This is a genomic window from Rhodococcus ruber (assembly GCF_027270735.1).
Taxonomy (GTDB): Bacteria; Actinomycetota; Actinomycetes; order Mycobacteriales; family Mycobacteriaceae; genus Rhodococcoides; species Rhodococcoides rubrum_A.
This window is the reverse complement of record NZ_JAPWIJ010000003.1, coordinates 179,775-194,047: the sequence shown is the minus strand read 5'-3', so window position 1 is coordinate 194,047 and position 14,273 is coordinate 179,775. Positions and strand designations below refer to the sequence as shown.

At 64.5% G+C, this 14,273-nt stretch carries 15 protein-coding genes; 11 read left to right on the top strand and 4 right to left on the bottom strand.

Going from position 1 to position 14,273, the window contains the following annotated elements:
• The first annotated feature begins 105 nt into the window (after positions 1-105).
• The 3 genes from thyX to O4220_RS08070 all read left to right on the top strand — a co-directional run bounded on the left by thyX (position 106) and on the right by O4220_RS08070 (position 3,727).
• Positions 106-858, top strand: a complete 753-nt coding sequence (gene thyX / locus O4220_RS08080; RefSeq protein ID WP_269603584.1) for an FAD-dependent thymidylate synthase — start codon at positions 106-108, stop codon at positions 856-858.
• A gap of 101 nt (positions 859-959) precedes the next feature.
• Positions 960-1,868, top strand: a complete 909-nt coding sequence (gene dapA / locus O4220_RS08075; protein ID WP_032377140.1) for a 4-hydroxy-tetrahydrodipicolinate synthase — start codon at positions 960-962, stop codon at positions 1,866-1,868.
• Positions 1,869-1,975: 107 nt separating this feature from the next.
• Complete coding sequence (locus tag O4220_RS08070; protein WP_420030362.1) at positions 1,976-3,727, top strand: ribonuclease J; 1,752 nt, start codon at positions 1,976-1,978, stop codon at positions 3,725-3,727.
• Positions 3,728-3,730: 3 nt separating this feature from the next.
• Here the strand turns inward: O4220_RS08070 and O4220_RS08065 are convergent, their stop codons facing one another.
• Positions 3,731-4,510, bottom strand: coding sequence for a sulfite exporter TauE/SafE family protein (locus O4220_RS08065; protein WP_269603128.1), 780 nt, complete (start codon positions 4,508-4,510; stop codon positions 3,731-3,733).
• A gap of 79 nt (positions 4,511-4,589) precedes the next feature.
• On the opposite strand from O4220_RS08065, the gene O4220_RS08060 reads away from it, so the two are divergent.
• Positions 4,590-5,213 (top strand): TIGR03085 family metal-binding protein, encoded by a 624-nt coding sequence (locus O4220_RS08060; protein ID WP_269603127.1) that lies wholly within the window; start codon positions 4,590-4,592, stop codon positions 5,211-5,213.
• Positions 5,214-5,283: 70 nt separating this feature from the next.
• Positions 5,284-7,974 carry a DNA translocase FtsK gene (locus O4220_RS08055; RefSeq protein ID WP_269603126.1) on the top strand — a complete coding sequence of 897 codons (2,691 nt, stop codon included), beginning with the start codon at positions 5,284-5,286 and terminating at the stop codon, positions 7,972-7,974.
• A gap of 90 nt (positions 7,975-8,064) precedes the next feature.
• Here O4220_RS08055 and O4220_RS08050 read toward each other — a convergent pair whose 3' ends face one another.
• Positions 8,065-8,349 (bottom strand): YciI family protein, encoded by a 285-nt coding sequence (locus tag O4220_RS08050; protein WP_269603125.1) that lies wholly within the window; start codon positions 8,347-8,349, stop codon positions 8,065-8,067.
• 42 nt (positions 8,350-8,391) lie between these two features.
• Entirely contained in the window at positions 8,392-8,979 is a 588-nt protein-coding gene (locus O4220_RS08045; RefSeq protein WP_269603124.1) for an amino-acid N-acetyltransferase, read from the bottom strand.
• A 140-nt stretch (positions 8,980-9,119) separates the two neighbouring features.
• Between O4220_RS08045 and pgsA the strand changes: the two genes are divergently transcribed.
• From pgsA to O4220_RS08020, 5 genes are all read left to right on the top strand, one after another.
• A complete protein-coding gene (gene pgsA / locus O4220_RS08040; RefSeq protein WP_420030339.1) occupies positions 9,120-9,830 on the top strand; it encodes a CDP-diacylglycerol--glycerol-3-phosphate 3-phosphatidyltransferase in 711 nt (236 codons plus the stop codon).
• Positions 9,831-10,028: 198 nt separating this feature from the next.
• Positions 10,029-10,370: a helix-turn-helix domain-containing protein gene (locus tag O4220_RS08035; protein ID WP_094610502.1), complete on the top strand. Its 342-nt coding sequence runs from the start codon at positions 10,029-10,031 to the stop codon at positions 10,368-10,370.
• Between the two features lie 144 nt (positions 10,371-10,514).
• The gene (locus tag O4220_RS08030; protein ID WP_057477706.1) at positions 10,515-11,324 is read left to right on the top strand and encodes a PspA/IM30 family protein; all 810 of its coding nucleotides are present in this window, start codon (positions 10,515-10,517) and stop codon (positions 11,322-11,324) included.
• 42 nt (positions 11,325-11,366) lie between these two features.
• Positions 11,367-12,236 carry a phage shock envelope stress response protein PspM gene (pspM, locus tag O4220_RS08025; protein ID WP_269603123.1) on the top strand — a complete coding sequence of 290 codons (870 nt, stop codon included), beginning with the start codon at positions 11,367-11,369 and terminating at the stop codon, positions 12,234-12,236.
• A gap of 99 nt (positions 12,237-12,335) precedes the next feature.
• Positions 12,336-12,509: a hypothetical protein gene (locus O4220_RS08020; RefSeq protein ID WP_269603122.1), complete on the top strand. Its 174-nt coding sequence runs from the start codon at positions 12,336-12,338 to the stop codon at positions 12,507-12,509.
• Between the two features lie 12 nt (positions 12,510-12,521).
• Here the strand turns inward: O4220_RS08020 and O4220_RS08015 are convergent, their stop codons facing one another.
• Complete coding sequence (locus tag O4220_RS08015; protein ID WP_269603121.1) at positions 12,522-13,418, bottom strand: diacylglycerol kinase; 897 nt, start codon at positions 13,416-13,418, stop codon at positions 12,522-12,524.
• Between the two features lie 224 nt (positions 13,419-13,642).
• On the opposite strand from O4220_RS08015, the gene O4220_RS08010 reads away from it, so the two are divergent.
• On the top strand, positions 13,643-14,266 hold the full coding sequence (locus tag O4220_RS08010) for a TetR/AcrR family transcriptional regulator (protein ID WP_269603120.1): 624 nt from the start codon (positions 13,643-13,645) through the stop codon (positions 14,264-14,266).
• Positions 14,267-14,273 lie beyond the last annotated feature (7 nt).

The following is a 14,273-nucleotide window of genomic DNA, read 5'->3' as shown; positions in this document are numbered from 1 at the left end:
GGCGTTGCTGTGGCGTCGTCCGAGCCATGATGACGTCACGCGTCGCCGAATGCGGTGGTCCACACTTAGTGTTGTGCGGTGTCATCAGAAATCGAACGTAGAGCGGTGCCCCGAACGGTCGCGCTGAAAGTGCAACTCGTTGCTCGGACCGAATTCGTACCGCCGGCCGACATCCCGTGGGACACCGACGCCGACGGCGGACAGGCTTTGGTCGAGTTCGCCGGGCGTGCGTGCTACCAGAGTTGGTCCAAACCCAATCCCCGGACTGCCACCAATGCGTCGTACCTGCGCCATCTGCTCGACGTCGGGCACCTCTCGGTGCTCGAGCACGCGAGTGTGAGCTTCTACATCACCGGTATCTCCCGGTCGTGCACGCACGAGCTGATTCGCCACCGGCATTTCTCCTACTCTCAGCTCTCGCAGCGTTTCGTTCCCGAGCACGACGCCAATGTCGTTCTGCCGCCTGCGATCGAGGGGGACCCCGAGCTCGAAGCATTGTTCGCGTCCGCGACGGAGGCCAGTCGCGCGGCGTACACCGAGCTGCTCGGTGCCCTCGAGGGCAAGTTGGAGTCGGTCACCAATGCCGCGTTGCGCGGCAAGCAGGCGCGGCAGGCAGCGAGATCGGTACTGCCGAACGCGACCGAGACACGCGTGGTGGTGAGCGGGAACTACCGCGCATGGCGTCATTTCGTGTCGATGCGTGCCTCGGAGCATGCGGACGTCGAAATTCGCCGCGTCGCCGTCGAATGTCTGCGTAAGCTCGTGTCTGTGGCTCCGGACGTGTTCGGTGACTTCGAGATCTCGACGTTGCCGGACGGTACGGAAGTGGCCCGCAGCCCGTTCGTGACCGAGGTGTAGCGGCAAGGTTCGGATCGGGTCGGAACCGGGTACACCCGGCCGGGTGTCAGCGGGGAGTCCCGCTGCGCGAGAGTGGGCAAAGCACCGGGTAATCTGCTGCCATGACCTACGGTGACGCCGCTCCTTCCGTTGCGCCTGTGTTCGGTACGGTGCTCACCGCGATGGTGACCCCGTTCACGGCGGACGGCAAGTTGGATATCGATGCCGGTGTTCGACTGGCGCACCACCTCGTCGAGCAAGGCAACGATGGATTGGTTCTTGCCGGCACTACGGGCGAATCGCCCACCACCACCGAGAACGAGAAGCTCGAGCTCCTGCGTGCCGTGATCGCCGCGGTCGGCCACCGTGCTCGCATCATCGCTGGAGCCGGAAGCAACGACACAGCGCACAGTGTGGAGTTGGCCCGCGATGCCGCTCGTGCAGGTGCGCACGGCCTCCTTGTCGTCACCCCGTATTACTCACGGCCTCCTCAGGCCGGGTTGTACGCCCACTTCACCGCGGTCGCTAATGCCACCGACCTGCCCGTGATGCTCTACGACATCCCTCCCCGGTCCGTCGTTCCCATCGAGACGGAGACCTTGCGCCGACTCGCCGAGCACCCCCGGATCCTCGCGGTCAAGGACGCCAAGGGAGATCTGAACGCAGGCGCGGAACTGATCGCCTCGACAGGCCTGCAGTTCTATTCCGGCGACGATCCACTGAACCTTCCCTGGCTCTCGGTCGGGGCGACGGGGTTCGTCAGTGTCATCGGCCACCTCGTTCCCGCTCGTCTCCGCGAACTGCACACCGCCTTCATGATGGGTGACATCGCGCGGGCGCAGGCAATCAACGTCAGCCTCATTCCGGTCATTCGCTCGGTCGCACGCCTCGGTGGCGTCAGCGCCTCGAAGGCCGGCCTCCGCCTCATCGGAATCGATGTCGGCGAACCACGACTTCCCCAGGTGCCACCGAGCATCGATCACATCGAATTGCTCGCAGCAGAGCTGCGGGCGGCAGGAGTTCTTGTATGACACGACCTAACCGATCGCGCGGACGCGCAACCCGAAACGCCGGACCGCCGTCCGAGCGGCCGGCCCCCACCCAGGGCCGGCCGTCAGGTGCCCGGCAGGGCAAGCCGATGGTGCAGAACTCGGCTCGCACTCAGCGTCCTGACAAGCGCCGCGAGTTCGATCCGACACAACGCCTCGGCACTCCGCCCAAGGCGCCGTTCAAGGGCCTGCGAGTGGTTGCGCTGGGTGGTATCGGCGAAATCGGTCGCAACATGACAGTGTTCGAGCACCAGGGCAAGTTGCTGATCATCGACTGCGGCGTGCTCTTTCCCGAGGACCAGCAACCCGGCGTCGACCTGATCCTGCCCGATTTTCGGCACATCGAGAACCGCATGGCCGACGTCGAAGCGGTGGTTCTGACGCACGGTCACGAGGACCACATCGGAGCAGTCCCGTTCCTGCTGCGCCTGCGGCCCGATCTGCCCGTCGTCGGATCGAAGTTCACTCTCGCTCTGGTCGCGGCGAAGTGTCGTGAGCACCGGCTCCGACCGAACCTCGTCGAGGTCATCGAGGGTGAGCACACCCAGCACGGTCCGTTCGACTGCGAGTACTTCGCGGTGAATCACTCGATCCCCGACGCTCTGGCCATTGCCATCAGGACCGATGCCGGCCTCGTCCTGCACACCGGAGACATCAAGCTCGACCAGCTACCTCTCGACGGTCGCCTGACCGACCTCGCTGGTTTCTCTCGCCTGGGCGACGAGGGAGTGGACTTGTTCTTGGTCGACTCCACCAACGCAGAGGTGCCCGGATTCGTCACCCCCGAACGTGAGATCGGCGGCGTGCTCGACACCGTCATCGGCAAGGCGAAACAGCGCGTCATCGTGGCCTCGTTCGCCAGTCACGTGCACCGCATCCAACAGGTCATCGACGTTGCCGAGCGGTACAACCGTCGCGTCGCGTTCGTCGGACGCTCGATGGTGCGGAATATGCAGATCGCCCAGGATCTGGGCTATCTGCGGGTGCCCGACGGCCTCGAGGTCAATGTCGACACTGCCGCAACACTTCCCGACGATCGGTTGGTGCTCATCTCCACCGGTTCGCAGGGCGAGCCGTTGTCGGCGCTGTCCCGGATGGCGCGGGGCGAGCACCGTCAGATCAACGTCAAGGCCAACGATCTGGTCGTCCTGGCGTCCTCGCTCATTCCGGGCAACGAGAACTCCGTATTCGCGGTGGTCAACGGCCTCGCGAAGCGAGGTGCAACCGTCGTGACGCAGCAGAACGCGAAGGTCCACGTTTCGGGCCACGCGTCGGCGGGGGAACTGCTGTACCTGTACAACGCGGTTCGGCCGACCAACGCCATGCCGGTGCACGGCGAATGGCGTCACCTGCGCGCCAACGCGGCGCTGGCCAAGGCGACAGGTGTACCCGAGGACCGCGTGGTGCTGGCCGAGGACGGCGTGGTGGTCGACATGGTCGACGGGCTCGCCGAGATCGTCGGGCAGGTCCCGGTCGGTCACGTCTACGTGGACGGCTTGTCGGTCGGTGATGTCGGAGATTCGACGTTGTCGGATCGTCTGGTGCTCGGCGAGGGCGGCTTCATCGCGATCAGCGTTGCCGTCGATTCGGCCACCGGCCGCGCAGTGACCGCGCCCGAGGTGTCCGGCCGCGGCTTCTCCGACGACCCGGCGGCCCTCAAGGAGGCCGGCCAGCTGGTGGAGGCCGAGCTGCAGCGGCTGGCATCGGACGGAGTGTCCGACACCCACCGGATCGCTCAGGCTGTTCGCCGAGTCGTGGGCCGGTGGGTAGCGGACAAGTACCGGCGTAAGCCGATGATCGTGCCGACGATCATCGCGGTCAAGCCGCAACCACAGTCCTAGAGTTCAGACGAGCAGTCGCCAGAGGCCGATGAGGCCGAGGACGACGATGGCACCGCGTAGGGCCGCCGGCGACAGCCGGCGGCCGTACCGGGCTCCGACGGTGCCACCGATCAGGGATCCGACGGCGATCAGACCGGCGGCCTGCCAACTGATGTCGTCGAATCGAAAGATCGTGAAAGCTACTGCTGCAACGACATTCACCACGAGCGACAGCAAGTTCTTGGCTGCATTCATCCGTTGCATCGTCTCGGGTAACAGGGCTCCCATCACACCGATGAGCAGTATTCCCTGTGCCGCAGTGAAGTAGCCGCCGTAGATGCCGACCAGCAGAGTGCCGATGGTGACCAGCGCCATTCGGCCTCGACCGATCTGGTTCGCCGCCTTGCCCGCCGCTTCCGACCGCCGTTTGGCCCAGGCTTGGATTTTCGGTTGTGCGACAACGAGAATCAAAGCACCGATGAGCAATACCGGAACCACCGAGGCGAATACTTTTTCCGGTAGGTGCAGCAGCAGCCATGCTCCACCCAGCGCTCCGACGAAGGATGCGGGCAACTGCCACCGCAGTCGATGCCACTGTCCGCGTAGTTCTCGGCGATACCCCCACGTGCCCGAGACGCTTCCCGCCACCAGTCCGATTGCGTTGGACATCGTGGCGACCACCGGGGGATATCCGAACGCGACAAGCGTCGGAAACGTGATCAACGTTCCGGAGCCGACGACGGCGTTGATGGCACCGGCACCGAGGCCGGCGAGCAAGATGACGACAATTTCCGATACCGGCACTGTTGGGAGGTTACCCAGACAAAGGATGGGATCCCGCGGCAGGATGCCGCTGGTTCCGTCTGGCCGTAGCCTGGAGAGCGTGAGCCTTGCCCAGGATGAACGTTCCCAACTTGTTCGGACCCTTCTCGACGTCGGTCCCGATGCGCCGACGCTGTGCGGTGAATGGACTGCCGCCGATCTGGCCGCGCACCTCGTCGTCCGCGAGCGACGGCTCGATGCGTCGCCGGGCATCCTCCTACCGCCGCTCGCCGGATACACCGAGCGGGTTCAACGGTCCGTCGCGAATCGACCGTTCGCAGCCGTGGTCGAGGACGTTCGCACAGGACCGCCGATGTGGTCGCCGTTCGCTCTCCTGGACCCGCTGATCAACCTCGGCGAGATGTTCGTCCACCACGAGGATCTGCGCCGTGCGACCGGGAGTTGGACGCGACGAGTTCTACCGGTTGCGGTGGAGAAGCGGCTGTGGCCGCAGGTTCGATTCATCGGGCGCGCCGGCCACCGCTCCGCACCGGTTCCGGTGCACGTTCGTACCCCGGACGGCCGTGCAGCCACGTTCAAGGGTGGCTCCGGTGCGGGTGTGACGGTGGTGGGGGAGCCGTCCGAACTCCTTCTCTACGCGTTCGGCCGAGACCAGCTCGAGGTCGAGTTCGAGGGTTCGGCGGGCGACGTCGCTGCCGTGAAGGCGCTCGATCTGAGCTTCTGACGCACATGTTGTCCGCTGTTACTGGTGTTGCGGATGGTTTCGACGGGGCTGTTGCGACTAGCCTGGGTGCATGGCAGGAAAGACCAGCACCTCCACCGCCAGGGCCGGATCCAGCGGATCCGGGTCTTCGCGCGCGTCCGGCACCGCTCGTAAGTCCGGTACCGGCCGCACCGCACGAACCGTCACGACGCCGAAGAAGCCCACCGCGCCGCGCAACCCGGCGACCACTCGGGCCAGCGCGTCGTCTCGCGGCAAGGGACCTGCGAGAGGAACAGCGTCGCGGCGACCACCCGCCAAGAAGAAGTCACGCGGTGCGCTCGATGCGATCGGCCGCGGTATCGCGTCCACATGGTCGATGGCGGCACGAGGTGTCGGTGCCACGACCAGGACGGTCGGTAAGGCCGCCGACATCGAGCACGGACACCGCCGGGACGGAATCGCTCTCGGGCTGATCGCCGTCAGCGTCGTCGTTGCTGCGAGCGTTTGGTTCAGTGCAGGGGGGCCCGTCGGTGAATGGATCGAGGTGGGTATCCGCGCCGTCATCGGTGAGGCCGGATATGTGGCACCCGTTCTCGGTATCGGCATCGCGGTCGTTCTGATGCGGTCCGAACCCCGCCCCGAGGTGCGCCCTCGACTGGTGCTGGGCTCGATCCTTCTCGGCCTCCCGATCCTCGGCCTGTGGCACATGGCCGCCGGCTCTCCGACCGACGCTGCCGGCAGGTCCGAGGGTGCGGGGTTCGTGGGCTACGTGGCTGGCGGACCGATCGCCGACGGCCTCACCGTCTGGTTGGCAGTGCCTCTCCTTCTGCTTGCCGGCCTGTTCGGAGTGCTGTTGCTCACCGGTACCACCGTGCGCGACGTACCGGACCGTATGCGTGCGCTGTTCGGCACCGACAGTCGAGGCGACGAATACGAGGACTACGACCCAGCCGACTTCGGTTCCGAATTTGGAGACGAAGGCTACGGCGACTACGACTCCAATTTCGATGCCGACGGCTATCCGGTTCACGGTGGCGCAGACCCCTACGACAACTATCCGACCGAGGAGTACATCCCGGTCGCAAAGCCGCCGCGTGCCCGTAGGACCCCGGCCCCGGAGGCCGCCACCGAGGTCATCGCGCCTGCCGCCGCTGCCGCTGCGCCCGCACCCGCGCCTGAGCCGGTCGCGCCCCCGCGGCCGAAGCCCAAGCCCATCGTCAAGGCGGCCGAACCGAAGCAGGCGGCCGAGGACGACAAGATCGTCGTCGATCGCGTCGTCGATGGGGACTACACGCTCCCGTCGTTGTCGCTGCTCATCGACGGTGACCCGCCCAAGACGCGGAGCCAGGCCAACGACGCCATGATCGAGGCCATCTCGGAGGTGCTCGAGCAGTTCAAGATCGACGCCGCGGTCACCGGATTCACCCGCGGCCCGACGGTCACGCGCTACGAGGTCGAACTGGGTCCCGGTGTCAAGGTCGAGAAGATCACCGCGCTCGCACGCAACATCGCGTACGCGGTCGCGACCGACAACGTACGTCTGCTCGCACCGATCCCCGGCAAGTCCGCGGTCGGTATCGAGGTACCGAACTCGGACCGTGAGATGGTGCGACTGGCCGATGTGCTGACCGCGCCGTCGACGCGTAAGGATCACCATCCACTGGTGATCGGCCTCGGCAAGGACATCGAGGGCGACTTCGTCAGTGCCAACCTCGCGAAGATGCCTCACTTGCTGGTGGCCGGATCCACCGGTTCCGGTAAGTCGAGCTTCGTGAACTCGATGCTGGTGTCGTTGCTCGCGCGGGCGACGCCGGACGAGGTTCGGATGATTCTGATCGACCCCAAGATGGTCGAGCTGACACCGTACGAGGGCATTCCGCACCTCATCACCCCGATCATCACGCAGCCCAAGAAAGCTGCCGCGGCGCTGGCCTGGCTGGTCGAGGAGATGGAGCAGCGCTACCAGGACATGCAGATCAACAAGGTCCGGCACATCGACGACTTCAACAAGAAGGTCCGCTCGGGCGAGATCACCGCACCGCTGGGTAGCGAACGCGTCTACCGGCCCTACCCGTACATTCTCGCGATCGTCGACGAGCTCGCCGACCTGATGATGACCGCCCCGCGCGACGTCGAGGAAGCGATCGTGCGGATCACGCAGAAGGCCCGCGCCGCCGGTATCCACCTGGTGCTCGCCACTCAGCGACCCTCGGTCGACGTCGTGACCGGCCTGATCAAGACCAACGTCCCGTCGCGTCTTGCCTTCGCGACATCGTCGTTGACGGACTCCCGGGTCATCCTGGATCAACCGGGTGCCGAGAAGCTGATCGGTATGGGCGACGCACTGTTCCTGCCGATGGGTGCGGGCAAGCCGACACGTCTGCAGGGTGCGTTCATCACCGACGAGGAAATCGCAGCGGTCGTCGACTTCGCCAAGAACCAGGCCGAGCCGGAGTACAACGACACCGTCACCGCCGCGAAGGTCTCGGACAAGAAGGATGTCGACCCCGATATCGGCGACGACCTCGACGTGCTGTTGCAGGCGGTCGAACTCGTCGTGACCAGCCAGTTCGGTTCGACCTCGATGCTGCAGCGCAAGCTACGCGTCGGCTTCGCCAAAGCGGGACGCCTGATGGACCTGATGGAGAACCGCGGAGTGGTGGGGCCGAGCGAGGGATCGAAGGCTCGCGAAGTACTGGTCAAACCGGATGAGCTCGACGGTCTGCTGTGGTCGATCAAGGGTGGCGATCCGGACGAGCAGCCGGCATCGGACGAATTCTGACGAGTCCGCACCGCTCCCGATCCGTGTGAATGGACCACTGCCGTCTCGGCGGTGCAGTGGTCCATTCACGTCGGCCGGGTGAGCGGGGGATCAGGACGTGAAGGTGCCCATCACCGGGGTCCATTCGTCGAACGTGGCCGACTCGATCAGGTTCTCGATCGCGAACGGGTCCTGCGCGAAGAGCGTTTCGACGGTCGCAGCGTCGGGCCCCTCGACCAGCAACAATGCCCCGCTGCCGTCGGCGTAGGGGCCACTCGAGACCAGAGTCTTCTGCTCGAGCAGTTCGGCCAGCCAGGCACGGTGGGCTGCGCGATGGGTGTCGCGGCCGTCCGTGGTGCTGGGGGAGTAGGTGTAGCTGACGGCGATGAGGGGCATGGAGCTCTCTTCCGAATTCGAGGGGTTGTCCGGAGAATTCTGTCAGAGAGACAGCAGCATTCGAGTGTTACCCAGAGTGTTCGGTTTGACGTAGCTCAGGTCGAGGAACTCCGCCACGCCGGTGTCGTACGACCGGCACATCTCCGCGTAGACCTCGGCGGTGACGGGGGTTCCGTCGATCTCGGCGAATCCGTGCTGGGAGAAGAAGTCCACCTCGAACGTCAGCACGAACACTTTCTGCAACGCCAGATCGCGCGCGACCTCGATGAGTTTGGCGACGATGAGATGCCCGGCACCGTGCCCTTTCGCGGCGGGGTCGACGGCAACCGTTCGTACCTCGCCGAGATCGGCCCAGAGCACATGCAATGCACCGCACCCGATGACCTCACCGTCACGTTCGGCGATCCAGAATTCCTGTACTGCTTCGTAGAGCGTGACGAGGTTCTTCTCGAGCAGAATTCGGCCGGCATAGATGTCGATCAGGCGCTTGATCTCGGGAACGTCCGAAGTCTTGGCACGACGCACGGTGAGGGTGCCGTCATGCGTGGAGCGGCGGTCTCCGGTCTCGGAATGTGCGTCGGATTCGGGATTTGCGGTGTCGCGACTCGCCCGATTCGGCCCAGAAGTCATGGGGTGAACAGTAGTCAGTACCGCAACCGATAAACTTTTCGTGTGTCGTTCAGTGAGCTGTGTCCCCGTCTTGGCGGGTGGACGCTGCGCAAGGGTGGACCTACCTCCGTATTCGGCACTGTCGCCTCGCGAGTTCGACGATGACCGGCCCGGTTGCGCCTGATCAGGGCGTGCCGTCGAGCAGCGGTGAGCCGAACGGCCGTGCCCCGGTCAGCAATGCATCCCGCGCCGTGAGTGGTGCGCGCAGCAGCGCAGATTTGCCACACGGCAACGCAGCCCCCGGTGGTACGGACGACGTGCCGTTGCTCAACATTGCCAACATCTTGACGGTTCTCAGAATTGCACTGGTGCCGGTGTTCCTCGCAGCGTTGTTCGTGGGCGACGGCCACGACACCACCTGGCGTCTGACAGCCACCGCGGTCTTCGCTGTTGCTGCCATCACCGACCGGATCGACGGCCAGGTGGCGCGCAAGTACGGTCTGGTCACAGATTTCGGGAAGATGGCCGACCCCATCGCAGACAAGGCTCTGATCGGCGCCGCGCTCGTCGGTCTGTCCATGTTGGGAGATCTGTCCTGGTGGGTGACCGTGGTCATCGGGGTGCGGGAAATCGGCATCACCGCGGTGCGCTTCGCCGTCATCCGGCATGGCGTCATCCCTGCCGGTCGCGGCGGGAAGGTCAAAACTCTGGTGCAGACATTCGCCATCGGGGTGTACCTGTGTCCGCTGCCGAGTGCGGTCGATCCGGTCGCGATGGCGCTGATGGCTCTCGCGGTGCTGCTGACCGTCTACACCGGCATCGATTACGTGGTGCAGGCTGTTCGGCTGCGCCGAGGTGTGTCCGCCTCGTGAACGCGTCGGCGGGATACAGTCTTGGCAAACGTGTCGGAGGTGCTTCGGCGCGTGTTGGAGTGAACGGGCATATAGGGTCGGGAACCAATCGGACCGACTGGGACGTTGAACATCCTGACGGCTTCGGACGAACGAGATATGAACGTTGTCGTCTCGACGGCTCGGCCGTCGGCACGGACACCAACGAGGAGGAGCGAGATGGCGCTGCTATTGCGTGAAGCACTCGGCGACAGTCTGCGGCGTACTCGCGTCGCACAGAGCCGAACCCTGCGTGAAGTCTCGAATACTGCACGCGTGAGCCTCGGGTACCTCTCCGAGGTGGAGCGTGGCCGTAAGGAGGCGTCGAGCGAACTGCTCGCCGCGATCTGCGATGCCCTCGCCGTCCCGCTCTCGGACGTCATGAGCGATGTCAGCGTGACACTGTCCGACGCGTCCATCGCGGCTGCTCGACTCGACGAGGCGGCCGTCGCCACTCGCATCGACGGCGATACCCGGGTCGTGATTCCCGCACCTGCTGCCAGAGCTCTCGCTGCCGCCTAAGATCGGAAAAGTACCGCTTTTCCACTCCTGACCCAGACCAGACACCCGACTTTCTCAGCACGGACAGGTTCATTTCGGTCACTGCGAGAGCAGCCGACCCGTACGCGGCCACCGCGGCGCAACAGATGGAGGCAGGACCACCCCATGGCTAATCCTTTCGTCAAGGCCTGGAAATACATGATGGCCCTCTTCAACTCCAAGATCGACGAGAAGGCCGACCCCAAGGTTCAGATTCAGCAGGCGATCGAGGATGCGCAGCGGCAGCATCAGGCTCTGTCTCAGCAGGCTGCGTCCGTCATCGGTAATCAGCGTCAGCTCGAGATGAAGCTCAGCAGGCAGCTGGATGAGGTCGAGAAGCTCAACGCGAACGCTCGACAGGCGGTCACGCTGGCAGATCAGGCCGCCACGGCGGGCGATATCGAGAAGGCCACGCAGTACACGAATGCTGCCGAGGCGTTCGCCGCTCAACTGGTGACCGCCGAGCAGAGCGTCGAAGACCTCAAGGTTTTGCACGACCAGTCACTGCAGGCCGCCACTCAGGCCAAGAAGGCCGTCGAGCAGAACGCTATGGCACTGCAGTCCAAGGTCGCCGAACGCACCAAGCTGCTCAGCCAGCTCGAGCAGGCAAAAATGCAGGAGAAGGTCAGCGAATCTCTGCGCTCGATGGACAGCACGTTGTCCGCGCCCGGCAACACCCCGAGTCTGGACGCCGTCCGTGACAAGATCGAGCGCCGCTACGCTGATGCTCTCGGTTCGGCGGAGTTGGCTCAGAACACCGTCTCGGGTCGCATGCTCGAGGTCCAGCAGGCGTCGGTGCAGATGGCGGGTCACAGCCGACTCGAGCAAATTCGCGCGTCGATGGCAGGCGACTCGCTGCCGTCCGGCGATTCCGCTGCAAAGCCTTCGATCGCCAAATCTCCGAACGCAACGCCCGAGCCCCCGGCACAGGCGTGATCGTTCGGACGAACACGCCTGTCGACTGACACCACTCTCGGCATGGGCAGGAAAGAACACGAATCGGGCCGGTCGCGTAAGCGGCCGGCCGTTTCGCTCGATCGGGACTCCATTGCTGCAGCGGTCGCGGAGTCGGGCGCGGTGGTGAAGTCTCTGGCGGAATCAGCGCGCAGTGTCGGTACGTCCGTGTTCGATGCTGCCGGACGTCGAAAAGACCCTCGGGCCAAGCATCTGAAGAAGATTCGCCGAGCCAGACGACGAGGAATCCGGTTCGGAGCCGCCTCCGGCACGACGGCAGCGGGAACAGCAGGACTGGCTGTGCTGTCTGCACCGGACTGGTCGCTGTTCGTCGGCGGCGGAGGTGCAGCGCTCATGGCCGTTCCGGCTGTCTTCGCGGTCACCCGGCTCCGACGGCTGCGATCTCAGCCGGTACCCGTGGGGATACCGGCCAGGCGCACGATGCCGCAGCGCGGATCTGCGGCATACGAACCCATGGCCCGGCTGGCCGGGGCCGAGAAGAGTCTGTTCGAGCTGTTGGGAATTCTGGCGAGATCCGAGGCGATCGGGACCGACGAGGTGGAAGAGACGATCGGCGTGGCGTCGGATGCTGCCCAGGGCCTCGAGGGTGTCGCCGTCGACATCGCCGCTCTGGAACGTGCAGGCGCCGCCAGCCTCGCTACGCGTGAACATCTGCGCAACGGAATAGATTCGGCTGCAGCAGACCTCGCGGCCGGGGTCGATCAGTACGAACAACTCGTCGCGGCCGCCGCACGCATGACCGGACCGGCGGCATTCACATCGACGACGGTTGTGGACGTCCATCGCCGTGAGCTCGAGTCGGCCACCGACCGATTGCAAGGATGGGCCGAGGCACTCACCGAGATCGATCGGATTCGGGCGCGGCACCGCTGACACAATTCAGGGTTCACCCCGATGTGCTGGGAGCGCACCGATGTCAAGATCGACGTACGCGACACGACACGGTGCGCGTCGAGACGGTTGGAGTTCCACATGTTCTGGAAAGTACTCGGATTCATCGTCCTGATCTGGATCGCGCTCGCGCTTCTGGGCACCATCATCAAGGGTGTGTTCTGGCTGGTTGTGGCCGGTGCCATCGTGTTGGGACTGGTGTGGCTGTACAAGGCGATCTCGTCGAACGGCGACCACACTTCGCTCAAATACTGACTCGTCGGTCCCTCACCCCGGTGACGAGCAGCTCCGGTCCACGAACACCCGTAGAGCACCCGGTACGGACTGCACTGTGACCGGCAGTTCACCGACCCGTTCACCGTCCGCATAGGCGACTATCCCCTCGCACTTCAGGGTGATCCGCTCAGATGTGTACGTGTCGACCTCCGGGAGATCGATGTGCGTTCCCCGGTAGAGGGTAGGCGACATCCTGAGAAGTCGAGTTCGACTCACTCCCCGCACGACGGTGATGTCGAGCAGTCCGTCGTCCACCCGCGCCGCAGGGCATATCGACATCCCGCCGCCGTAGCAGCTGCCGTTCCCGACGGCGACCAGCGTGGCGTCGACCCGAAGTTCGGCATCGTCCAATTCCATGACGTACGAGAGCTTTTCGAGCGTGGCCAATTGCAGAATCATGGCCGCGTTGTAGCGCAGGGGACCACCGAACCATCGAAGTCGGCTGGCTCTCTCGGTGACAAGGGAATCGAAACCGCTGGACAACACGGTTGCAAACCACCGGTCACCGGCTCGACCCAAATCGACCGTTCGCGTGAGATCGTCGGCGACGATGTCGGCTGCCCGCACTGCATCGCCCCGAGGTATCCCCAGAACGCGGGCCAGATCGTTTCCGGTGCCCGCTGGTATGAGACCCATCGGGGTGTCGGTGCCGGCGAGTACCTGAATCACGAGATTGACCAGCCCGTCGCCGCCGACCGCAACCACGGCGTCCGTTCCGCTGTCGACGGCTCTGTTCAACAATGCCAGTGCGTCTCCCGGGGTACGGCCTTCGATGGCCGTGACGTGAATTTCGCGCTCACGAAGTCGCGCCACGGCGCGCCGACCGGTGTGCGCTGCGCGCCCACCACCGGCCGTCGGATTGGTCAGCACTGTTACCGATCGGGTCATGGTCGTCCGGATTCGTCGGTCACGTCGATCAGCTTGCCAGGGTTGACGATTGCCGTGTCGGCGACCGGCGCTATTCCCTGCCGACTGTCATCGGCGTAGATTGCCGATGCGCGCTGTGAGGTGACTCGAGGACCGAATGTGAGCGAAGCCGTGAGGTATAGTAACGAAATTACTTGTTTCGGTCCGTGGTACAGATCTTCGGCCCATATTGTGAAGGGTGGCACGTGACCGAGCGACCGGTATCGAGTCCTGCCTCGTCTCAGTCCGAGACGGAGACGCCCGAGAAGTCGATCGAAGACATCGTCCTCGACGCGGCCCGTTCGTGCATCCTCGAACATGGAGTCAGGCGCACCACCCTGGCAGAGATCGCCCGGCGAGCCGAGGTCAGCAGACCTACTGTCTACCGAAGATGGACGGATACACGGGCAGTGGTGTCCAGCCTGCTCACCCGCGAGATCAGCGCACTCATTCCCAGCTTCGACGTGACCGCATCGGGTCGAGACCAGATCGTGACGGCCGTGGGTCAGGCTGCCGATCGGATCCGAATCCACCCGCTTTTCGTGAAAATTCTCCGTTCCGATTCCGATGTGCTCGCCACGTACATCCTGCATCGACTCGGTACCAGCCAGTCGTTGATCATCGATACGCTGTCGTCTTTGGTTGTTGTGGGACAACGTGATTCGTCTATCCGTCCGGGGGATCCCGCGACGTTGGCAACGATGTTGCTGTTGATGGTGCAGTCGGCTGTCCAGTCCGCCGAGATGGTGTCCGAACGTGTTCCCGGTGCCGAGGTGATGCACCAGATGGCGTACGCGGTCGATGCCTATCTGCGTCCCAGGAGCGCCTGACGGGATC